Here is a 21,099-nt window from a genome sequence, read left to right as displayed (position 1 = left end):
CCCAGATGCGGCGCCGAGTGGCCTGCGGTGGCGCCCAGACCAGCCAGGCAGCATCATCAGATTGCCCGGGTCACCCCCGCCGCCCACCCTGGGAGGTCGCGTCGCCATGTCCGACACCGAGCTCGACACCGACCGGGGCCCGCTCGTTCTTGGCCCGGTGCTGCGGCGGGTGGAGGGCGACCGCGCGACCGTGTGGGTGGAGACCGCCGGGCCGGCGACGGTCGAGGTCGACGCCGCGCCGGCGAGCGGGGCGGCCCGGACGTTCGCCGTGCACGGCCACCACTACGCGCTCGTCGTGGTCTCCGGGCTGCCCGAGGGCGCGGTCACGCCGTACCGCGTCAAGATCGACGGCGTCGAGGTCTGGCCGCGGCCGGACGACCCGTGCCCGCCTCCCGTCATCCGCACCCGCCGCGCGGGGGCGCCGGTGCGGCTCGTGTTCGGTTCCTGCCGCGAGGCGAGCCCACTGAGCGTCACGCGGTATCCCCCGGACGCGCTGGACGCATACGCCGGGCGGCTGATCGCCTCCATCCGCTCGGACGCGCCGACCGAGTGGCCGGACCTCCTGGTGCTGCTCGGCGATCAGGTGTACGCCGACGAGACGCCCGAAAAGATCCAGCGCTGGCTGCACGGGCGCCGGCAGCAGCGCCGCGCGGACGCGCCGGCGACGCAGGTGGTCGACTTCCACGAGTACACGAAGCTGTACCTCGACTCGTGGAGCGACCCGGAGATCCGCTGGCTGCTCTCCACCGTGCCCAGCGTGATGATCTTCGACGACCACGAGATCATCGACGACTGGAACACCTCGCAGCGCTGGCGCGAGCGCATGGCCCAGCTCAGCTGGTGGGACCAGCGCATCCAGGCCGGCCTGGCGTCGTACTGGGTGTACCAGCACATGGGCAATATGCCCCCGGGCGCGCTGGCGGAGTGCCCGGTCTACGCCGCGGTCGCCTCGGCCGGTGACGCCACCGAGGTGCTCGACAAGTTCGGCTCCCGCGCCGATCGCGACCGCGTGTCGTACCGCTGGAGCTACACCGTCGACATCGACCGCACCCGCCTCGTGGTGCTCGACAATCGCGCCGCCCGCGAACTGGAGCAGGGCAAGCGGGCGATGCTGCCGGACAGCGAGTGGGCGTGGTTCGCCAAGCAGTTGCCGGGCGACTACGACCACCTGCTGATCGGGTCGTCTCTGCCGTGGCTCCTGCCGCCGGCCATCCATCACCTGGAGGCCGCGACCGAGCGCCTGGCGGAGTCCCCGCGGGCCTGGGTGGGCCGCTTCGGCGAGAAACTGCGCCAGGCCGTCGACCTGGAACACTGGGCCGCATTCGGCCGCTCATTCGACGCGCTGAGCGCGCTGCTGGCCCAGATCGGCGCCGGCCACGGCGGCGTCTCCCCCGCACCGGCGTCGATCAGCGTGCTCTCGGGTGACGTTCACCACTCGTACGCCGCCCGGGCCGACCTCGGCCCCGAGGTCGTCAGCGCGGTCCACCAGCTGACCTGCTCCCCCGTCCACAACGACATGCCGAAGCTCGTCCGCCCCGCGATGAAGTTCGGCTGGAACCCGCCGGCGGCGCGGATGATGCGATCGCTGGCGCGGACGCTGGGCCTGCGCAAGCCGGTCGTCCGGTGGGGGAAGACCGCGGGCCCGTACTTCGGCAACGCGGTCGGCCTGCTGCTCCTGGACGGCCGGACGGCGCACGTGACGATCGAGGGCACTCGACCTGACAAGACGCTGGGTGAGGTGGCGGCGCTGAAGCTGAGCTGATGCGCGGACGCCCTCGGGTCAGACCGCAGCGCTCGGGCCCAGCGGGGCGCCAGAGGTGCAGGCCCGGACGCGTGGTGCTCAGGCCGGGGTGACGTGCGGGTGGGTCACCGGTGGTTCGTTGAGGTCCGTCCAGGTCCACAGGGTCGCCACCCGGGCGCGGCCGGTGAGATATGCCACAGCCGGGTCCCTGATGGGGGCGAACCACATGCGACCGAGCCGGTCCACCGCCTCCGGGAGCGGCACCCACGCGCCCGAGCCGTCGTGCTGGCCGACGCCGGTCACCTCGAAGCCCAGCATTTCGTACTCGACGCCGGCCGCCGGGTAGCGGGCGACCCAGAGGAGACGCTCCGGGAGTACCGACGTGAAACCCGCCTCCTGGGTCACCTTCGTCAGGAGGGGCTCGCCCGGCTCCACCGAGCCGCCGGGCAGTGCCCAGTCCGGAGGGTCGCTGATCAGCAGGACGTCCTTGCCGCGGCGGAGTACGGCACCGACCGCAAGCTGGTGACCGGTCACGCCTCACCTTAGGCCGCCCGCGCGGACGCGGCCTCGAACCGACCCCGGCCGCCGCCCGGACGCACGGACCAAACGCACGGACAAGGCGCGGGCGCGCGGGCGCCGCGAAGCGGGCTACGACGCGCGGACGCGGGGCGCGGACGCGAGCGCGCGCGGGGGCCGCGAGGGAGCGGGCGGTGGTCGCCGGGCTGCGGTGGATGGGCACGACACCGGCATACGATCGCTGGCATGAGCTTTTATGACGTCGAGATCGCCGACCTGCAGGGCAAGCCGCTCGACCTGGGGCAGTTCCGCGGGCGGCCCGTCCTCGTGGTCAACGTGGCCTCGCGGTGTGGGCTTACGCCGCAGTACACCGACCTGGAGGCGCTGCACAAGGAGTACTCGGGGCAGGGCTTCTCCGTCCTCGGGGTGCCGTGCAACCAGTTCGCGGGGCAGGAGCCGGGCACGTCCGAGGAGATCGCCGAGTTCTGCAGCACCACCTACGGCGTGACGTTCCCGATCACGGAGAAGGTCGAGGTCAACGGGGAGGGGCGGCACCCGCTGTACGAGCTGCTGACGGCCGCCGCGGATGCCGAGGGGCACACCGGGGACATCCGGTGGAACTTCGAGAAGTTCCTCGTCGCCGGCGACGGGACTGTCGCGGCGCGGTTCGGGCCGCGGACGGAGCCGAAGTCGGACGAGGTGGTCCAGGCGGTCGAGGCCAGCCTCTAGGGAGACCGAAAACCAGGCAAACGGCGGTGACCGGGCACAGAGGGTGCCCGGTCACAGGCCGAAGGCGCGGCGCGGATAGGAGAGGTCGTCGCCGGGCGTGTAGCGGTACGCGGACAGGCCGGCCGCGCGGGCGCCGCGGACCATGCGGTCCGTGTCGTCCACGAGCATGCACCGCGCGGGCGGGGTGTCGACGAGGGCGCACGCGGCGAGGAAGTACTCCTTGGCCGGCTTGTGCACGCCGATCTCGGCGGAGTTGGCGACCGCGTCGAACTCGCCGACCAGGTCGAAGGTCTCCAGCACGTCACGGAACTCGACCGTGGAGTTGGTGGCGATGCAGACGGGGTGGCCGGCGGCCCGCACCTCGCGGACGAACTGCAGCACCTCCGGGGAGACGACGCCCGGATAGACGACCCACTCCTCCATCAGCTCGGCGGCGCGCTGCGGGCCGCCCACCCGCTCGGCCAGGGCGGCCGCGACCGTGGCGAGCCACTCGGAGCGCGTGATGCGGCCCGTGATGGCCGGCTGGAGGCGGTCCCACTCGAGGGCGACGTCGAGGACCGTGCCGGGCTCCAGGCCGTATCGCTGCTCGATCTTGGCGTTGATGGACGGGTCGAACGTGCGCAGGACCCCGTCGAAATCGATGAGCAGGGCCGTTGGCGCTTGAGTCACGCTGCCTCTTCCGTTCGCAGGCGCTGGGAGATGACCTCGGTGACGCCGGAGCGCATGGTGACGCCGTAGAGCGCGTCGGCGACCTCCATCGTGCGCTTCTGGTGGGTGATGATGATCAGCTGGCTTCGCTCGCGGAGCTGCTCGAACAGCGTAATGAGGCGGCCCAGGTTGACGTCGTCCAGGGCGGCCTCGACCTCGTCCATGATGTAGAAGGGGCTGGGGCGGGCGCGGAAGATCGCGCAGAGCAGCGCGACGGCGGTGAGGGAGCGCTCGCCGCCGGACAGCAGCGAGAGGCGCTTGATCTTCTTGCCCGGCGGGCGGGCCTCGACCTCGATGCCGGTGGTGAGCATGTCCTCGGGGTCGGTGAGCACGAGGCGGCCCTCGCCGCCCGGGAAGAGCACCGAGAAGACCTGCTCGAACTCGCGGGCGGTGTCGTGGTACGCGCTGGCGAAGACCTCGAGGATGCGGTCGTCGACGTCCTTGACGACGGTGAGCAGGTCGCGCCGGGTCGCCTTGAGGTCCTCGAGCTGGTCGGAGAGGAACTTGTAGCGCTCCTCCATCGCCGCGAACTCCTCCAGGGCGAGGGGGTTGACCTTGCCGAGGAGGTTGAGCTCGCGCTCGGCCTTGGCGGCGCGCTTCTCCTGGGTGGCCCGGTCGAACGGCACCGGCTCGGGCGCGGGGCGGCCGTCGGCCTCCGCGGCGGCGATCTCCGGCGCGGTCGGCGGCACGGACAGGTGCGGGCCGTACTCCGCGACGAGCGTGTCGGCGTCGAGGCCGAACTCCTCGGCGGAGCGGGCCTCGAGCTGCTCGATGCGCATCCGCTGCTCGGCGCGGGCGACCTCGTCGCGGTGGACGGCGCTGGTGAGCCGCTCGAGTTCGGCGGTGAGGTGCTTGGCGCGCCCGCGCACGCCGCTGAGGGTGGTCTCGCGCTCGGCGCGCGTGGCGGCGAGGGTGTCGCGGGTCTCCTGTGCCTCGGCGATGGAGTCCCCGAGGCGCTCCAGGGCGAACGCGGCGCCGTTGACGACGACCTCCGCGACGCGGGCGCCGCGGGCGCGGGTGGCCTTGCGGGCCGCGGCGCGCTCCCGGGCGGCGCGCTCGGCTGCGGCCTGGCGCAGCAGCGCGTCCGCGCGGCCGGCGAGCGCACCGACGCGCTCCTCCGCGGTGCGTACCGCGAGCCGGACCTCCATCTCCTGCTGCCGCGCGACCGGCACCTCCCCGGCCAGGTCGTCGCGCTCCAGGGTCGAGGGATCCTCGTCGATCGGGATCTCCTCGGCCAGGGCGAGGCGCTCCTCCAGCTCGGTGAGGCTGGCCAGGCCGGACTCGCGGGCCGCCTCGGCCTTGGCCTTCGCCGCGGCGTGCCGCTCGACCTCGGCGCGGGCGGACTTGGCCGCGGCGCCGAGCTCGGCGAGGCGCCGCGCGGCCGCGTTGCGGGCGCTGTCGGCCTCCTTCTTGGCCGCGGCGGTCTCGGCGACGACCTGCTTGGCGCCGGCGGCCGCGTTGCGGGCCAGGGTCAGCAGCTCCCGGGCCTCGGTGACGCGGCGCTCGGCGTCGACCTTCTGCTGGCGGGCCTCCTCGACGGCGGCCTGGACCTCGATGAAGCTGTGCTGCTTGCCGGAGCCGCCGGCGGCCGCGTAGGCGCCGATGACGTCGCCGTCGGGCGTGACGGCGCGCAGCGCGGGAGCGTAGGAGACGATGCGCCGCGCGGTGGCGAGGTCGGGGGCGAACACGACGTCGCCGAGGGCGCGCTCCAGGGCCGGGCGCAGCTCCTCGGGGGCGCGGACGAGGTCCATGGCCCACGCCGCGCCCGGGGGCAGCGGCACCCGCTCGACCGGGGCGGCGTCGAGCATCGGCGCGGACGCGATGAGCAGCGCGGCGCGGCCCGCGTCGTCCTGCTTGAGCATCTCGACGGCGGCGACCGCGCCGTCCACGCCGGCGACCGCGACGGCGTCGGCGAGGGCGCCGAGCGCGGCGGCCAGGGCGGCCTCGTGCCCGGCCTCGACCGACAGCAGGGCCGCGACGCTGCCGAGCAGGCCGGGGACGCGCTCCGCGCGGGCCAGCAGCGTGCCGGCGCCGTCCTTGCGGCGCAGGCCCATCGCGAGCGCCTCCTCGCGGGCCTTCCACTGCGCGGCGTCCTTCTCGGCGGCGCGTTCGGCGTCGCTGTGCTGCCGGACCTCGTTGTTGATCGCGTCGAGCTCGTGCGTCGCCTCCTGGTGGCGCATCTCGAGGTCGGCGTTGGCGTTGTCCGCGACGGACGCGCCGGCGCTCGCCTCGTCGTAGAGGCCCTGCGCGGCGTCCGCGCGTGCCTCGGCCTCAGCCAGTTGTACCGCGAGACGCTCGATCTCGTCCGCGGCGGCGGTCGTGCGGGAGCGTGCCGACTCGACCTGCCCGGCGAGCTTGGCGAGGCCCTCGCGGCGGTCGGCGATGGCCTTGTGCGCGGCGACGATGGCCTTCTCGGCGAAGGCGAGGCGACGCTCCAGGTCCTGACGGCGCTCGACGGCCTCCGCGAGGCGCTCCTGGCTCGCCTCCAGCGCGGCTCGCAGCTCCTCCTCCTGCTCGCGGACCTTCTCGGCCTCGGCGGTGAGCTGGTCGGGGTCGCGACCGAGCCGCTCCTCGACGGGTGCGGCGGAGAGGTTGCGGTGCCGCTCGGCGGCCAGTTGGTGCAGCGAGCGGTACCGCTCCTGCAGGGTCGACAGCTGATACCACGTGTCCTGCGCCTCGGCGAGGACGGGCGCGTCGGCGGCGTGCTCGGCCTCGAGCGCGGCGAGCCGTTCGTTGATCGTCTCGACCTCGGCCTCGACCTCCTCACGGCGGGCGCGCAGCGCGGTCTCGTCGGCGATCTCCCGGTTGAGCGTCTCGCGCAGCGTGGCGAGGTCGTCGGCGAGCAGGCGCAGCCGGGCGTCGCGCAGGTCGGCCTGGATGCCGGCGGCGCGGCGGGCGACCTCGGCCTGGCGCCCGAGCGGCTTGAGCTGGCGGCGCAGCTCGGTGGTGAGGTCGCCGAGGCGGTTGAGGTTGGCCTGCATCGCCTCGAGCTTGCGGATGGCCTTCTCTTTGCGCTTCCGGTGCTTCAGTACCCCGGCGGCCTCCTCGACGAAGGCGCGGCGGTCCTCGGGCCGGGCGTGCAGGACGCCGTCGAGGCGGTTCTGGCCGACGATCACGTGCATCTCGCGGCCGATGCCGGAGTCGGAGAGCAGCTCCTGAATGTCGAGCAGGCGGCACTGGTTGCCGTTGATCTCGTACTCGCTCTCACCCGAGCGGAACATCCGGCGGGTGATCGACACCTCGGTGTAGTCGATCGGCAACGCACCGTCGGTGTTGTCGATCGTGAGCGTGACCTCGGCGCGCCCCAGGGGGGCCCGGCTGGCGGTGCCGGCGAAGATGACGTCCTCCATCTTGCCGCCGCGCAGGGCCTTGGCCCCCTGCTCACCCAGCACCCAGGCAATCGCGTCGACCACGTTGGACTTGCCGGAGCCGTTGGGCCCGACGACGCAGGTGATGCCCGGCTCGAGCTTCAGCGTGGTGGCGGACGCGAAGGACTTGAAGCCCTTGACCGTCAGGCTCTTGAGGTGCACGGATCTCCACGGTGGTCGAGGTGTCTTACCGGCAGGCTACCGCCGGGGACACTACCCGCCCCTGCAGCACCGCACACCATAATGCGCGTGTCGTGGGCACAGCGCCCACTCGAGCCCCAACGCCACCAACTCCGGCTCGGAACGCTTCGCCGATCCGACCAGACCGGCGCCCGCAACCAACCGGACGACCGGGTCGTTACATGACTGCGCGCCGAGACCCATTGGATGTCGGCGCGCGGGTTTACTGTGCAGTTCTGCGCAGGTTGCGGTGTCCTGAGGTGTTCAGGCCATCGCCGGCTCGACGAGCCGGACCAGCTGGTCCGCCTCTGACGCCGCTGCAGCGAGCCGGTCGTTTTCGGCACGCAGCCGCACGACCTCGAACTCGAGCGCCCGAACCTTGGCGCGCAGTTGGGTGACCTCGTCGACAAGGCGCCGGTCAGGCGCGCTGCCTACGTGGCCGAAGAGGGCCTTAGCCATATCGTCTCCTTGTTAAGCGCAGCCGGTCGACTCCGGCAAACGCGCACCCAGCACCCAGCGACCGAAGCACAAGGGCATGAATGGGCGCGACTGGCGACCCCTCTATGTTCCTTCCGGGGCGCGACTTAGTCAAGCCAACCGGCACGCCAAACGTCCTGGCCAGGGTGTTCTCACTCACCCGGGTGCGCGATCCGCACCGCCACGCCGATCGTGGCAGTGTGCCACCGGTTGCCCCGCGGCGCCACTGCAAAGTAGCGTCTTGTCCGAGAAATTCTGGGACCCACACCGACCGGGAGAGCGCGATGACGGCACCGCGACCCGGCCTCATGACCAAGCTGGGTCCCGTGGGCATCGGCGCGATCGTCGCCGGCGTGCTGGTCGTGTTCGGTCTCGGCGCGATGATCATCCCAGCGCTCGGCAACGGCGGCGGCACGTCCAACGCCGAGCGGGCCGAGCCCCCGGCGAGCGTCCCCGAGCCCGCCCCGTCCAGCGCGCCCGCCGCGGCGAGCAGCGCGCCGCCCGTGAGCACCGCCCCGACCGCGGCCCGGACCACGCTGGTGTCGGCGAACTTCAACACCGGCTACGAGGACCGCGCCGTCCAGCTGATCAACAACGAGCGGCGCAAGCAGAAATGCGACCCGCTGCGGGTCGACGGCAGGCTGCGCACGGCCGCGCGGGGGCACGCCGCCGACATGGCCGCCCGGGACTTCACCGGCAGCAGCGGCAGCGACGGCAGCAACCCGGCCGGGCGCGTCCGGGCGGCCGGATACACCGCCTTCGCCGACGAGCTGACGGCCAAGGGCGGCGACCCCGGCGAAACCGTCAAGCGCTGGCTGCACGACGACAACGCGCACGCCGTGCTGGTCGACTGCGACATCACATCGATCGGCGTCGGGGCCGCGATGCGCGCCCGCACGCCCTACTGGACCGTGGACACCGGCCGTGCTTGAGGGGGCCCAGCATCGTTAATCCGGTCGTGGACCGGGTTCCGACGCTCCTGCCGCTGCGGGCGCATCCGCTGGCCCGGCCACACGCATGGGAGATCGTCGCGGGACACGGTCCGGCGTTCACCGTCGTCGTCGACGTCGCGCGCGGGCCCGGCAGCGGCCGGGACCCGCTGTGGACGGCCGCCATGAGCCGCCTGGAAGCGGCGGGCGTGCGGCTGCTCGGCTACGTCGACATCGACTACGGCACCCGCCCGGTCGCGGACATCCGCGCGGACGTGTACCGGTGGGCCGGCTATCCGGTGCGCGGCGTGTTCCTCGACCGCACGCCGGTCAGCCCGTACGCGATCGGCCCCGTCGCCGTCATCGCGCAGGCCGCCATCCGCGCCGGGCTGCCGGAGGTGCTGCTCAACCCCGGGGAGCCACCCGACGAGGCGTACCGCGACCTCGGCCTGCCCGTCTGCGTGTTCGACGGCAGCTGGCGGGAGTACCGGCGCTGGTCCGGCGAGGGGGCGCGCCCCGGCGACGGGCACCTGGTGCACGCCGTGCCGCCGTGGGAGCTCGACGAGGCGGCCCGGCTGCAGGTCAGCCGCGGGGCCGGCTTCGGGCTCGTCACCGACCTGGGCGCCCCCGACCCGTACACCGACCTGCCCGCCTGGTGCGGCCTCGTGCCCGGCCTGGCCGAGCTCGGCGCGGAGCTGGGCAAGCCGACCCCGGCGGCCCGCCACCCGCGCACCTACCGGCAGCTCAGCGTGGTGCGAGACGGGGCCGCGGCTGGCAGCGCGGGCAGGAGTACGAGGACCGGTTCATGAACGCCTCCCGGCGGATCGGGCTGCCGCAGCGGTTGCAGGGCAGGCCCTCGCGGCCGTAGGCGTTCAGGGCGCGCTCGAAGTAGCCGCTCTCGCCGTCGACGTTCACGTAGAGCGCGTCAAAGCTGGTGCCGCCCTGGCCGATCGCCTCGTTGAGCACGTCGCGCACGTGTCCGAGCAGGCGGCGTACCACCGGGCGGGAAAGCTGCGACGTGTCCCGCGCGCCGTGCAGCTGCGCCCGCCACAGCGCCTCGTCGGCGTAGATGTTGCCGACGCCGGAGATCAGCGTCTGGTCCAGCAGCGCCCGCTTGACCTCGGTGCGGCGGCGGCGCATCCGCTCGATGAACGCGTCGTCGACGAACAGCGGGTCGACCGGGTCCAGCGCGATGTGGGCGAGCTCGGCGGGCAGCACCGCGCCGCCCGCGGACACGCTGAGGCCGCCGAACGTGCGCTGGTCGACGAAGCGCAGCTCCGGCCCGTCGTCGTCGAAGGTGAAGCGCACCCGCAGGTGCGTCTCCGCCGCGGCGTCGGCCGGCTGCATGAGCAGCTGCCCGGACATACCGAGGTGGCCCACGAGCGCGTCCTCGTCGTCCAGGGGCAGCCACAGGTACTTGCCGCGACGCATGACGGCGCCCACGCGGCGGCCCGCGAGGATGCCGGAGAAGTGCTCGGCGCCGGGCAGATGGCGGCGGATCGCGCGCGGGTGCAGCACCTCGACCGTGGCGATGCGCCGGCCGGACACCCACTTGTCGAGGCCACGGCGGACGGTCTCGACCTCGGGCAGCTCAGGCATGGAAGTCCTTCTAGATCGCGTAGTGCCAGACAGTGATGAGATACGAGCCATACCACAGCCCGAACGCGCCGCAGGTCGCCAGGACCAGCGCCGCCGTGCGCGGGCGCGCGCGTGCGAGCGCGACCGCGGGCGGCACCAGGATGAACAGCGCGGGCACGAGCAGCCGCGGTTTGGAGTGGTAGTAGCCGGCCTGGCCCAGGACCAGCACGAGCACGATGACGCCGTAGACGGTCAGCGGCGGCCACACGCGCCCGCGCAGTGCGGCGACGGCGAGGATGACGGTGCCGATGAGCATCCACGCGATGCTGACCTGGATCCAACCGTCGCCCCCGTGCAAGGCGTCGCGCACGAACTGCAGGCTGGAGGAGCCGTAGTCGAAGGTGGTGCCCCAGCCGGCGGTCTGGATGTCGAACCACGCGCCGAGGTCGCCGACGCGCAGCCCGACCCACAGCAGGTAGGCCGGCACGCCGGCGAGCGCGATGGCCGCGCCGAGCAGGGGTTTCCAGATCGGTGTCCTACCGCCGGTGCCCGCCGCGGCGCGCCCGTCCCCGTCCCCGTCCGGGTCCGGATCGACGTCGGGGCGGTCGTTCGCGCCCGCGCGGGCGCGGTACACGGCGATCCCGGCCGCGACCGCCAGCGCGATCGCCGCGGCCGCGCCCGTCGGGCGGGTCAGGCCGGCGCCCAGGCCGAGCAGGCCGGCGGCCAGCCAGGCGCCGCGGTGGGCCAGCAGCAGCATGCCGGCGACCAGGGCGGTGAACAGCGCTTCCGAGTACCCCATGGACAGCGCCATCGACATCGGCTGCACGCAGAACAGCGCGGTGAACACCAGGCCCACCCGCTCGTCGTACAGGCGGGTGAGCAGCGCGCACAGCAGCACCGCGGCCGCGCCGCCGGCCAGCCACGACACGGTGATCGCGGCGGTGCCGTAGTCGAGCCGGGTGACGTAGTGCACAAGGCGGACCAGCATCGGGTACCCGGGGAAGAACGCCAGGCCGTTGCCGGTCAGATTGCCGTCGGCGTCGAAGCTGTACCCGGTCGGGTACCCCTCGTCGGCCACGCGCACGAAGTGCCCGCCGTCCCAGGCGAGCAGCCGGTCGCGGATCTTGTCGTCGGGCGACATCCACCACAGAATCGCCAGCTGCAGCAGGCGGCTCAGGGCGTACAACCCCAGGGGGAAGGCGATCAGCGAGGAGCGCCCGCGCTGCGTGATCTCACTGACCGGCGTCATCGTCGTCATCGGCGGGCGGTTCCTCGGCGGGTTCGGTCGGGGTGTGGGTGGCGGAACCGGGGTTCGCGGGCCCGGAGGCGGCGGGCTCCGCGGGGGTGGCGGACGACTCCGGCTGGACGCCGGACAGCTCCCGCCAGGCGGCCTCGGCGGCGCGCTGCTCGGCCTCCTTCTTGCTACCGCCCTGCGCCCCGCCGTAGCGCTGCTTGGCGACGATCACCCAGGCGGTGAACCGCTTGGCGTGGTCGGGACCCTCCTCGTCGATGCGGTACTCGGGCACCCCGAGGCCCCGCCCGGCGGTGAGCTCCTGCAGGCTGGTCTTCCAGTCCAGGCCCGCCCCGCGCAGCGCCGCCTCGGCCATCAGCCCGTCGAACAGCTTGTGGATCACCTGCGCGGTGACGTCGAGGCCGTACTGCAGGTAGACCGCGCCGATGAGCGCCTCGAGCGTGTCGGCGAGGATGCTGGCCTTGTCGCGGCCCCCGGTCGCCTCCTCGCCCTTGCCGAGCAGCAGGAACGGGCCGATGCCGTGGGGGCCGAGGCGCCGCGCGACGTCGGCGAGGGCGCGCATGTTGACGACGCTGGCGCGCAGCTTCGCCAGCTGGCCCTCGGCGAGCTTCGGGTGGTTCTGGAACAGGGCGGTGGTGATCACGACGCCGAGGACGGCGTCGCCGAGGAACTCCAGCCGCTCGTTGGTGGGCAGGCCGCCGTTCTCGTACGCGTACGAACGGTGGGTCAGGGCCCGCTTGAGCATGTCCGGGTCGAAGTCGACGCCGAAGGCGGCCTCGAGATGGTTCTGGTTCTTCACGAGTGCTCTCCCAGTGCGTCACGGATGGTGAGGCCGCCGGCCGAGGAGAGTTCGGTCAGCAGATCGTCGGCGAGACCGGCGACCGCCGGGGTGATGCGGTCGCGGTGCAGTCGTGCGGCGAGGGCGATGCCGTCGGCGACCTCGGCCCCGCCGGCCGAGCCGTGGCAGACGACGACGTCGCCGGCCACGCCCAGGAGCACGGCGGCGGCCTCGTGGGGGCGCGTGCCGTACACATCGGAAATTTTGGATCCACCGCGACTTGCGGTGATTGCCCCCTCGATGCCCTTGAGCAGGATGTTGCCGGTGAAGCCGTCGGTCACGACCACGTCGGCGGGGCCCCCGCGCGGCACGTCGAAGCCCTCGACGAGCCCGACGTAGCGGCCGCCGGCGGGCAGCGGGACGTCGGACAGCGCCACCGACACGGCGCGGCGCAGCCGGTCGCCCTTGCCGGGCTCGCTGCCGATGGACAGCAGCCCGACGCGCGGGCGCGCGATGCCGAGCCCGACGGCGGCGAAGGCGGTGCCGAGCACGGCGTGCTGGACGAGCTCCAGCATGGTCGCGTCGAGGGTCACGCCGACGTCGACGAGGAGCACGGGGCCCCGTTCGGTGGGCACCCGCGCGGCGAGGCCGGGCCGGCGCACGCCGCGCAGCCGACCCAGCACGTGCGCGGAGGCGGCCACGGCGGCACCGCTGGAGCCGGCCGAGACCATCGCGTCCGCGCGGCCCGTGTACACCGCCTCGGCGGCCGCGCGGACCGTCGTCTCGCGGCGGATGTTGCGCAGCGGCGAGTCGGCCATCGCGATGACCGAGTCGACGGCGATGACGCTGACGCGCTCGCGGTCGCCGACCGCGAGCGCGCCGATGACCTCGCCGGCCGGCTCCCGCGGCCCGACGAGGATGAGGTGGAGGTCTGGATCGGCGCTGCATGCGCGCAGAGCGCCGTCAACCACGACGGCGGGAGCCCCATCCCCGCCGAGGAGGTCGACGGCGATCCGCACGACGCCGGACGGGAGTTCCCCGCCGTGCGGCGATCGGTCGGATCGCGTCACCCGGATCCGATGGTCAGACCTCGATGACCTGGCGGCCGTTGTACGTGCCGCAGACCGAGCAAGCCGCGTGGGGCAGCTTGGGCGAACGGCACTGCGGGCACGGCTGGGTGGAGACCGCGACGGCCTTCCACTGGCTCCGGCGCGACCGGGTGTTGCTGCGCGACATCTTCCGCTTGGGAACGGCCACGGGACCTTACTCCTCTGACGTCTTGATCTGGGACAGGGCTGCCCAGCGCGGGTCGATCTGCTCGTGGTTGTGTCCCTCGGGCAGCTCGTCGAGCGGTACCCCGCAGCCGGGGCACAGACCTGGGCAGTCTTCACGGCACACGGGGTTGGCGGCCAGGGAGAGCACCACCGCGTCCCGCAGTGCCGGCTCCAGGTCGATCAGGTCGCCCTGCAGCCGTCCGACCTCGTCCTCGTCCGTCGTCTCGTCCGTCGTGCTGTGCTCGTAGGCATAGAACTCTTGGAGCGGGACGTCCAGCGTGTCGCTGATCGGGCGTAGACAGCGCCCGCACTCGCCGACCAGCGGGCCGGTGACGGTGCCGGAGACGAGAACGCCTTCGGACACCGACTCCATGCGCAGCTGGAGGTCGAGTTCGGCGCTCTGGGGCACGCCGATCAGCTCCAGGCCGAGGTCCTCGGGCGCCGGCACCTTCCGCGAGACCGCATGCAGAGCACCCGGTCGGCGTGGGAGGTCTCTCGTCTCGAGGACCAGCGGCGACCGGGGATCCAGGTGCGGGTGCTGCTGATGTGGCATCTTTCAGACTCCGGCCAGGCAGGGCCGACGGACTAGGCTACCCGAGCGGCAGATCTTCCGTCGAATCGCCCCCACCATAGCGCGCCCGGGGCACGGGTCAGAACGGCAGCGGCCGGTCGTCCTCGCCGGAGGGGGTGAACGAGCCGATCTCGCGCAGCGCGTGCATCTTGTCGCGCCCGCGCTCGATCGAGGCCAGGGACCTGGTCAGGAACTGCTCGAAGTTGGCCAGCGCGGTGTCGACGTAGTCGTCGACCTCGTCGCGCAGCCGCTGCGTCTCCGCGCGCGCCTCGTTGATCATCCGCGAGGCCTCGTGCTCGGCCGACACGACGATCTCGTTGATCGACACGAGGCGGGTGTGCTCGGCCTCCGCCTCGGCGATGATCCGATCGGCCTCGCGCCGGCCCGCCTCGACGATCTTGTCGCGCTCGTCGAGCAGCGCGGTCGCCCGGCGCAGCTCGCCCGGCAGGTCGGCCCGCAGCTGGTCGAGCAGGTTGATCATGTCGGCGCGGTCGAACACGAAGTTGCTCCGCGACATCGGCGCCGACCGTGCACCCTCGATCAGCGCGATGATCTGGTCGATGCTCTCGAGCGGATCCACCTGCGGTCACTCCTGTTCACAAGGTCGAACGACGTAACCATCATGCGGCTCGAAGCACGATGCCGCTCCATCGCCACTCGGGGTTTCGCAACTACTTTCGGACCGAGGCGAACCGCTCCCGCAGGCGATTCGCCACGAGATCGGGTACATGTGGCGAAACGTCGCCGCCCCACTTGGCGACCTCTTTGATGAGGCTCGAGGAGACGAAGGAGTACTTCGGGTTGGTCGGGATGAACAGCGTCTCGATGCCGCTGAGGCCGTAGTTCATCTGGGCCATCTGCAGCTCGTAGTCGAAGTCGCCGGCCACCCGCACGCCCTTGACGATCGCGGTGATGTCGTTGGCGCGGCAGAAGTCGACCAGCAGGCCCTGGAAGGCATCGACCCGGACGTTGGCGTACGGCGCGGTCACGGCCGCGAGCATCTCCAGCCGCTCGTCGACGGTGAACAGCCCGGCCTTGCTCTGATTGATCAGCACCGCGACGACGACCTCATCGAACATCTTCGATGATCGACCCACGATGTCCAGGTGCCCGTTCGTGACCGGATCGAACGAACCGGGACAGACCGCGCGCCTCATTGCACCAGCCCAAGCCTCATGAGCGGGGACCGTACCAAAACTCCGGTCAGGCGGCGCGTGAGCCGTCCTGATCGCGTCGGGCGTACCACAGTGCCGTCTCACCGTAGCGTCGCTCGGCGAGCTGGAGCAGGCCCCCGGGCCAGGCGATCGGGGCACCCCGGCTGGACCGCTCGACCACCACCACGGCGTCGGGCGCCAGCCAGCGCCCGGCCAGCGCCTCCAGCACCGCGCCGACGCGCTCGTCGGTCACGGCGTAGGGCGGGTCGACGAACACCGCGTCGTACGCCCCGTCCGGCTCCCCCGCGACCAGCCGCTCGACCTTGTCGGTCACCAGCCGCACCCGGCCACCCACGCCGAGCGCCGCGATGTTGGCCCGGACGACCCGCGCCGCCTTGGCGTCGGCCTCGGCGAGCAGCACGTGGGCGGCCCCGCGCGAGCACGCCTCGAGCCCGACCGCGCCCGAGCCGGCGTAGAGATCGGCGAAGCGGGCCCCGCCGAGGTCGAGCAGGTTGTCCAGGCTGCTGAACAGCGCCTCGCGGACCCGATCCGAGGTTGGGCGGGTGCCCTGCCCGGCCGGCACGGAGAGCCGCCGGCCGCCGAGCGCCCCGGCCACGATGCGCGTCACGCACTCCAGAGTATGCGCCGGTCCGGTGTGATCTGGCTCACGCGGCGTCAGCCCTTCTCCAGGTACTCAGCCCGCTCCTCGTCCACCAGCCGCGCGATCGTGGCGGCCAGGGCCGGGTGCCGCTCCAGCTCCGGGTCCTCGCCGATGAGCTCCATCGCCTCCGTGCGGGCCTCGCCGATGAGTTCGGCGTCGCGCAGCAGCGACAGCAGCCGCAGGTGCGAGCGGTGGCCGGACTGCGAGGCGCCCAGCACGTCGCCCTCGCGGCGCTGTTCCAGATCGAGCTCGGCGAGCTTGAACCCGTCGGTGGTGGAGGCGACCGCGTCCAGGCGCGCCCGCGCGGGCGTGCCCTCCCCCGCCTCGGTGACCAGCAGGCACAGCCCGGGCGCGCTGCCCCGCCCGACGCGCCCGCGCAGCTGGTGCAGCTGCGAGACGCCGAACCGGTCGGCGTCGAGGATGATCATCATCGTCGAGTTGGGCACGTCGACGCCGACCTCGATGACTGTGGTGGCGACCAGCACATCCAGCTGCCCGGCGGCGAAGGAGCGCATCACCGCGTCCTTCTCGTCGGCGGGCAGGCGCCCGTGCAGCACCCCGATGCGCAGGCCGTGCAGCGGCCCGTCCTCCAGCTGCGGCGCGACGTCCAGGACCGCGACCGGGGGCCGGCGCCCGTCGTCGCCGGCCGGCGGGACGTCCTCGCCGTCGGACTTGGCGTCGCCGATGCGCGGGCACACGATGTACGCCTGGTGGCCCTTCGCGACCTCCTCGCGCAGCCGCCGCCAGGCCCGGTCCAGGAACGCGGGCTTCTCGGTGACCGGCACGACGTGCGAGGCGATCGGCGAGCGCCCGCGCGGCAGCTGGCTGAGCACCGACGTCTCCAGGTCGCCGAACACGGTCATCGCGACCGTGCGGGGGATCGGCGTGGCGGTCATGACGAGCACGTGCGGGGGCTGGTCCGCCTTGGTCCGCAGGGCGTCGCGCTGCTCGACGCCGAAGCGGTGCTGCTCGTCGACGACGACGAGGCCGAGGTCGGCGAAGTCGACGCCCTCGTAGAGCAGGGCGTGGGTGCCGACGACGATGCCCGCGCCGCCGCTGCGGATCTCCTCCACGACGCGGCGGCGCGCGGCCGCGCCCAGCGACCCGGTCAGCAGCGCCACGCGGGTGGCCTCCGGGGCGGCGTCGAGCTCGCCGGCCCGGGCCATGCCGCCGAGCAGGTCCACGACGTTGCGGTGGTGCTGGACGGCCAGGACTTCGGTCGGGGCGAGCATCGCCGCCTGGCCACCGGCGTCGACGACCTGCAGCATCGCGCGTAGCGCGCACAGCGTCTTGCCGGAGCCGACCTCGCCCTGCAGCAGCCGGTGCATCGGGTGCGGCCGCGACAGGTCGGCCGCGATCTCGTCGCCGACGTCGCGCTGGCCGCGGGTCAGCTCGTACGGCAGGCCGGCGTCGAACGTCGCGAGCAGCCCGTCGTCGCGGCGCGGGCGCGGCACCGCGGGCCAGTCCTCCGCCCGCTTCTTGCGCTGGACGAGCGTCAGCTGCAGCGCGAACGCCTCGTCCCACTTCAGCCGCCGCCGCGCGATCGCCAGCGACTGCTGCGACTCCGGCCGGTGGATCTCGCGCAGCGCCTTGTCCAGCGCGGACAGCCGGCGGCCCGCGCGCGTGGTCGCCGGCACCGGGTCGGGCGTGGGCGGCAGGACATCGAGCACGGTGCGCACCGCTGCGGCGATCCGCCACGTCGGCACCCGCGCGGTCGCGGGGTACACCGGGATGATCGCGCCGGCGAACTCCTCCACCGCCTCCTCGCCCTCGCCGGCGTCGAGCAGCACATAGTCGGGCTGGTTGAGCTGCAGCTTCTGGTTGAACCGGCCGACCTTGCCGGAGAACAGCCCCCACCGGCCCGGGCGCAGCTGGTTCTCCCGCCACGGCTGGTTGAAGAACGTGACGCTGATCTCGCCGCCGCTGTCGTCGCCGATGACCGCCTCGACCAGCGAGCCCCGCTTGCCGCGCGTGCTGCCGCGCTGCTGCGTGAACTGCCGCGACGTCACGCGCTTGACCTGCCCGAACACGGTGACGTCGGTGTCGATCTCCAGCGCCCGGATGTCGGTGTGCTCGCCGCGCTCCTCGTAACGGCGCGGGAAGTGGTACACCAGGTCGCCGACCGTGTGCAGGTCCAGGTGCTCGGCCAGCAGCTTCGCGCCGTTGCCCCCGAGCACCTTCTGCAGCGGCGTGGTCAGGTCGATGTCGGCCACTTCGGCTCTTTCCCCGTCTCGTTGCTACTCCACTCCCACGAGCAGTGGGTAATGCGGCTGGCCACCTTCGTAGCACTGGACCTCGACGAACGGCCAGGAGCCCTCGACGTGCGCCGTCAGGGCGGCGGCCAGGCCCTCGGGCGCGTCCCGGCCGGAGACCAGGGTGACGAGCTCCCCGCCGCCCGCGAGCATCCGGTCCAGCAGCAGGCACGCGGTCTGCGACAGATCCTGCCCGATCAGGTTGACCTCGCCGTCCACGATCGCGAGGATGTCGCCCGGCTGGCACCGCCCGGCCACCGTCAGCGCCTCCCGGCCGGCGATCGTGACCTCGGCCGCGCGGCACCGCGCGGCCGCCTCCGCCATGGCGATCACGTCGTCCTCGAACCGCCGCTCGGCGTCGCGCACCGCCATCGCGGCCAGCGCCTGCACCGGGGAGCGGGTCGGCACCACGCCCGCGCGGACGCCCGCGGCGCGCGCCTCCGCGGCGGCGGCCGCGGCGACGGCCAGGACGTTCGGGTCGTTGGGCAGCACCACGACGCGGCCCGCGCCCGTGCCGCGGATCGCGTCGAGGATCTCGCCGGTGGAGGGGCTGCCGGTCAGCACCGTGGCGCCCTCGGCCTCGAGCAGCCGGGCGAGGCCCGGGCCGCTGCATACGACGACCACGCCGCTATCCCGGCGCCCCGCCTCGGCGCGCTCCCCGTGCTCTGCGTCCGCGCGCTCCCAGTGCTCCGCCTCGCGCTCCTCACGCCCGGCGTCCGCGCGCTCCTCACGACCCGCGTCCGCGCGCTCCCGGTGCCCCGCTCCGGTCTCGCCCGCCTCCGCGCGCACGCCGACCGGGGCGCCCGCCCCCGCGGGCACGCTCTGCGGGGCACCCGCCTCCGCACGCACGCCGGCCCTGGCGCCCGCCTCCGCACCCACACCTGCCGTCTCGCCTGCCTCCGCGCGCACGCCGACCGGGGAGCCCCCGTCCGCGCGCACGCCGACCGGGGAGCCCGCGTCCGCGCGCACGCCGGCAGGCGCGCCCGCCTCCGCGCGCGCGTCGGGCGGGGCGCTCTGCGATGGCACGGCCGCGGCGGTCCTGGGTCGCGGGGCCTCCGCGCGGGCGGTGATCTGGTCGGCGAACCGGGTCACTGAGATCCGGCTCGGCCGCCCGGCCTCGACGCCCGCCTCGATGGCCGCGCCGACGTCGTTGACGTGCACGTGGACGTGCCAGGTCGGGTCGTCGCCGACCACCACGAGGGAGTCGCCGAGCCCCGCCAGGACGCCGCGCAGGGCCTCGACCGCCGCCGCGCCGGCCTGCAGGAGGTACTGCACCTCGTACGCGTACTCGCCCGAGCCCGCCTCGCGCTCCATCGTCCCGCCCGGTCGCGGGGCCGGCGGCGTCGCCGGCCCCGGCGCGCCCCCGGGCGGCGGCGCCTCGCCGGTCAGCGTCTGCACCAGCGCGTCGAGCAGCACCACGAGGCCGCGCCCGCCGGCGTCGACGACGCCGGCCCGGGCGAGCGCGGGCAGCTGCTCGGGCGTCCGTGCGAGCGCGACGCGCGCCCCTTCGGCGGCCGCCCTCGCCACGGCGGCGACGCCCCCGGACCGCGCTCCGGCGCCGTCCGCCGCGGCCAGCGCGGCCCGGGCGGCGGCCGCGCCGACGGTGAGCACCGTGCCCTCCACAGGCGCCGCGACCGCGCGGTAGGCGCCGCGGGCGGCCTCGTCCAGCGCCCGGGCGAGCTGCGCCGCGTCCGCCGCGGCCACGCCGTCCAGGGCGTCGGCGAGCCCCTTGAACAGCTGCGCCAGGATGATCCCCGAGTTGCCCCGGGCGCCCAGCAGGGCGCCGCGCGCCGCGCCGCGCAGGACGTCGCCCACCGCGGCGCCGTCCGCTGCCTCCACGGCGGCGGCCATGGTCAGCGCGAGGTTGGTGCCGGTGTCGCCGTCCGGGACCGGGTAGACGTTGAGCGCGTCGATCTCGGCCCGATGGCGCCGCAGCGCGTCGAGGCCGGCGGCACACCACCGGCGGACGGTCGCGGCGTCCACGCTGTCTGGCACGCGCCAGAGCCTAACGGTGAGTACCCCCATTCCCCACGGATGTGCCGCCGACAGGGCCGATTGGGTGTCGCGGGCGAGGATCAGGTAACCTTTCCGGGTTGCCCGCCGCTCACCCGGCCGGTGACGCCTGGAACGAGATCCGCGACGCGGGCCCGTTCCGACCCGAGACTGCAAATCAATCCCAGGAGATCCCCGTGGCTAGCGTGTGCGACGTCTGCGGCAAGGGACCGGGCTTCGGCCACAACGTGTCCCACTCGCACCGGCGGACCAACCGCCGTTGGAACCCCAACATTCAGACGGTGCGCACCCCGGCCGGTGGCGGCACCACGCGGAAGATGCAGGTCTGCACCTCCTGCCTCAAGGCCGGCAACGTCGTCCGCGGCTGACTCAGCCCGCCGAAAGGCCCCGTGACGCGGTCACGGGGCCTTTTGCCGTGCTCGGGTCGCCGGGCCGCGGCGTCAGAGATCGCGCCCGAACGACCGCACGTCCGGGTACCCCTTGTAGTGCCCGAAATCCTCGATTCGCGCATATCCGCTCCGCTCGTACAGCGAGATCGCCTCGGGCTGGGCGGTGCCCGTCTCCAGCCAGATCCGCTGCCGCCCGGCCTGCCGCGCAGCGTCCTCCACGGCGGTCAGGAGGGCCTTCGCCACGCCGCGGCCGCGGAACTGCGGCGGCACGTAGAGCCGCTTGAGCTCCGCCGTCGTCTCGTCCTCGGCGAACGTGCGGAAGCCGACGCAGCCGACCGGCGTGTGGTCCAGATAGGCGACGAGGAACGCGCCCTCCGGCGGGTCGAACTCGCCCGGCACGATCGGGGTGGTGTCCCCCTCGCCGCCGTACCGCTCGCTCAGGTCGGCGAGCGCGGCGGTGGTGAGTTCGGTGGCGACCCGCGAGCCGTAGCGGGTCAGTCGGATGTCGATCTCGGTCACGAGCGTAAAG

General features: G+C 73.5%; 21 protein-coding genes. 5 read left to right on the top strand and 16 right to left on the bottom strand.

The window, feature by feature from the left end:
- The first annotated feature begins 106 nt into the window (after positions 1 to 106).
- Positions 107 to 1,762: an alkaline phosphatase D family protein gene (locus ACGFI8_RS01730; RefSeq protein WP_392798469.1), complete on the top strand. Its 1,656-nt coding sequence runs from the start codon at positions 107 to 109 to the stop codon at positions 1,760 to 1,762.
- A 78-nt stretch (positions 1,763 to 1,840) separates the two neighbouring features.
- On the opposite strand, the gene ACGFI8_RS01725 is transcribed toward ACGFI8_RS01730, so the two are convergent.
- Complete coding sequence (locus ACGFI8_RS01725) at positions 1,841 to 2,275, bottom strand: NUDIX domain-containing protein (protein WP_392798466.1); 435 nt, start codon at positions 2,273 to 2,275, stop codon at positions 1,841 to 1,843.
- A 228-nt stretch (positions 2,276 to 2,503) separates the two neighbouring features.
- Between ACGFI8_RS01725 and ACGFI8_RS01720 the strand changes: the two genes are divergently transcribed.
- A complete protein-coding gene (locus ACGFI8_RS01720) occupies positions 2,504 to 2,986 on the top strand; it encodes a glutathione peroxidase (protein WP_392798464.1) in 483 nt (160 codons plus the stop codon).
- A gap of 51 nt (positions 2,987 to 3,037) precedes the next feature.
- On the opposite strand, the gene ACGFI8_RS01715 is transcribed toward ACGFI8_RS01720, so the two are convergent.
- The 3 genes from ACGFI8_RS01715 to ACGFI8_RS01705 all read right to left on the bottom strand — a co-directional run bounded on the left by ACGFI8_RS01715 (position 3,038) and on the right by ACGFI8_RS01705 (position 7,701).
- Positions 3,038 to 3,655 (bottom strand): HAD family hydrolase, encoded by a 618-nt coding sequence (locus tag ACGFI8_RS01715; RefSeq protein ID WP_392798461.1) that lies wholly within the window; start codon positions 3,653 to 3,655, stop codon positions 3,038 to 3,040.
- A complete protein-coding gene (gene smc, locus ACGFI8_RS01710) occupies positions 3,652 to 7,224 on the bottom strand; it encodes a chromosome segregation protein SMC (RefSeq protein WP_392798458.1) in 3,573 nt (1,190 codons plus the stop codon). Before smc ends, ACGFI8_RS01715 begins: the two co-directional genes overlap by 4 nt.
- A 282-nt stretch (positions 7,225 to 7,506) precedes the next feature.
- Positions 7,507 to 7,701: a hypothetical protein gene (locus ACGFI8_RS01705; protein WP_345124836.1), complete on the bottom strand. Its 195-nt coding sequence runs from the start codon at positions 7,699 to 7,701 to the stop codon at positions 7,507 to 7,509.
- 302 nt (positions 7,702 to 8,003) lie between these two features.
- On the opposite strand from ACGFI8_RS01705, the gene ACGFI8_RS01700 reads away from it, so the two are divergent.
- A complete protein-coding gene (locus ACGFI8_RS01700; protein WP_392798455.1) occupies positions 8,004 to 8,651 on the top strand; it encodes a CAP domain-containing protein in 648 nt (215 codons plus the stop codon).
- A gap of 26 nt (positions 8,652 to 8,677) precedes the next feature.
- On the top strand, positions 8,678 to 9,457 hold the full coding sequence (locus tag ACGFI8_RS01695) for a spherulation-specific family 4 protein (protein WP_392798452.1): 780 nt from the start codon (positions 8,678 to 8,680) through the stop codon (positions 9,455 to 9,457).
- On the opposite strand, the gene mutM is transcribed toward ACGFI8_RS01695, so the two are convergent.
- The 11 genes from mutM to ACGFI8_RS01640 all read right to left on the bottom strand — a co-directional run bounded on the left by mutM (position 9,393) and on the right by ACGFI8_RS01640 (position 20,163).
- Positions 9,393 to 10,247 carry a bifunctional DNA-formamidopyrimidine glycosylase/DNA-(apurinic or apyrimidinic site) lyase gene (gene mutM / locus ACGFI8_RS01690; protein WP_392798449.1) on the bottom strand — a complete coding sequence of 285 codons (855 nt, stop codon included), beginning with the start codon at positions 10,245 to 10,247 and terminating at the stop codon, positions 9,393 to 9,395. The two genes, ACGFI8_RS01695 and mutM, sit on opposite strands and share 65 nt — an antisense overlap.
- Positions 10,248 to 10,257: 10 nt before the next feature.
- Positions 10,258 to 11,484: a hypothetical protein gene (locus ACGFI8_RS01685; RefSeq protein WP_392798446.1), complete on the bottom strand. Its 1,227-nt coding sequence runs from the start codon at positions 11,482 to 11,484 to the stop codon at positions 10,258 to 10,260.
- On the bottom strand, positions 11,459 to 12,223 hold the full coding sequence (rnc, locus tag ACGFI8_RS01680; protein ID WP_392799593.1) for a ribonuclease III: 765 nt from the start codon (positions 12,221 to 12,223) through the stop codon (positions 11,459 to 11,461). Before rnc ends, ACGFI8_RS01685 begins: the two co-directional genes overlap by 26 nt.
- A gap of 50 nt (positions 12,224 to 12,273) precedes the next feature.
- A complete protein-coding gene (locus ACGFI8_RS01675; protein WP_392798444.1) occupies positions 12,274 to 13,326 on the bottom strand; it encodes a phosphate acyltransferase PlsX in 1,053 nt (350 codons plus the stop codon).
- A 13-nt stretch (positions 13,327 to 13,339) separates the two neighbouring features.
- Positions 13,340 to 13,513, bottom strand: coding sequence for a 50S ribosomal protein L32 (gene rpmF / locus ACGFI8_RS01670; protein WP_259861936.1), 174 nt, complete (start codon positions 13,511 to 13,513; stop codon positions 13,340 to 13,342).
- A gap of 6 nt (positions 13,514 to 13,519) precedes the next feature.
- Positions 13,520 to 14,083: a YceD family protein gene (locus ACGFI8_RS01665; RefSeq protein ID WP_392798441.1), complete on the bottom strand. Its 564-nt coding sequence runs from the start codon at positions 14,081 to 14,083 to the stop codon at positions 13,520 to 13,522.
- A gap of 97 nt (positions 14,084 to 14,180) precedes the next feature.
- A complete protein-coding gene (locus ACGFI8_RS01660; RefSeq protein WP_392798439.1) occupies positions 14,181 to 14,681 on the bottom strand; it encodes a hypothetical protein in 501 nt (166 codons plus the stop codon).
- 91 nt (positions 14,682 to 14,772) lie between these two features.
- Positions 14,773 to 15,258 carry a pantetheine-phosphate adenylyltransferase gene (gene coaD / locus ACGFI8_RS01655; protein ID WP_392798436.1) on the bottom strand — a complete coding sequence of 162 codons (486 nt, stop codon included), beginning with the start codon at positions 15,256 to 15,258 and terminating at the stop codon, positions 14,773 to 14,775.
- Positions 15,259 to 15,304: 46 nt separating this feature from the next.
- Complete coding sequence (rsmD, locus tag ACGFI8_RS01650; RefSeq protein WP_392798432.1) at positions 15,305 to 15,883, bottom strand: 16S rRNA (guanine(966)-N(2))-methyltransferase RsmD; 579 nt, start codon at positions 15,881 to 15,883, stop codon at positions 15,305 to 15,307.
- Between the two features lie 47 nt (positions 15,884 to 15,930).
- A complete protein-coding gene (gene recG, locus ACGFI8_RS01645; RefSeq protein WP_392798429.1) occupies positions 15,931 to 18,129 on the bottom strand; it encodes an ATP-dependent DNA helicase RecG in 2,199 nt (732 codons plus the stop codon).
- Positions 18,130 to 18,153: 24 nt separating this feature from the next.
- Positions 18,154 to 20,163 (bottom strand): DAK2 domain-containing protein, encoded by a 2,010-nt coding sequence (locus ACGFI8_RS01640; RefSeq protein WP_392798426.1) that lies wholly within the window; start codon positions 20,161 to 20,163, stop codon positions 18,154 to 18,156.
- Positions 20,164 to 20,357: 194 nt separating this feature from the next.
- On the opposite strand from ACGFI8_RS01640, the gene rpmB reads away from it, so the two are divergent.
- Positions 20,358 to 20,549, top strand: coding sequence for a 50S ribosomal protein L28 (rpmB, locus tag ACGFI8_RS01635; RefSeq protein ID WP_392798423.1), 192 nt, complete (start codon positions 20,358 to 20,360; stop codon positions 20,547 to 20,549).
- A gap of 72 nt (positions 20,550 to 20,621) precedes the next feature.
- Here rpmB and ACGFI8_RS01630 read toward each other — a convergent pair whose 3' ends face one another.
- Positions 20,622 to 21,089, bottom strand: coding sequence for a GNAT family N-acetyltransferase (locus tag ACGFI8_RS01630; RefSeq protein ID WP_392798420.1), 468 nt, complete (start codon positions 21,087 to 21,089; stop codon positions 20,622 to 20,624).
- Positions 21,090 to 21,099 lie beyond the last annotated feature (10 nt).

This window comes from Dactylosporangium sp. NPDC048998, assembly GCF_043197855.1.
In the GTDB taxonomy this organism is placed as follows: Bacteria; Actinomycetota; Actinomycetes; order Mycobacteriales; family Micromonosporaceae; genus Dactylosporangium.
This window is presented reverse-complemented; position numbering and strand designations above follow the sequence as displayed.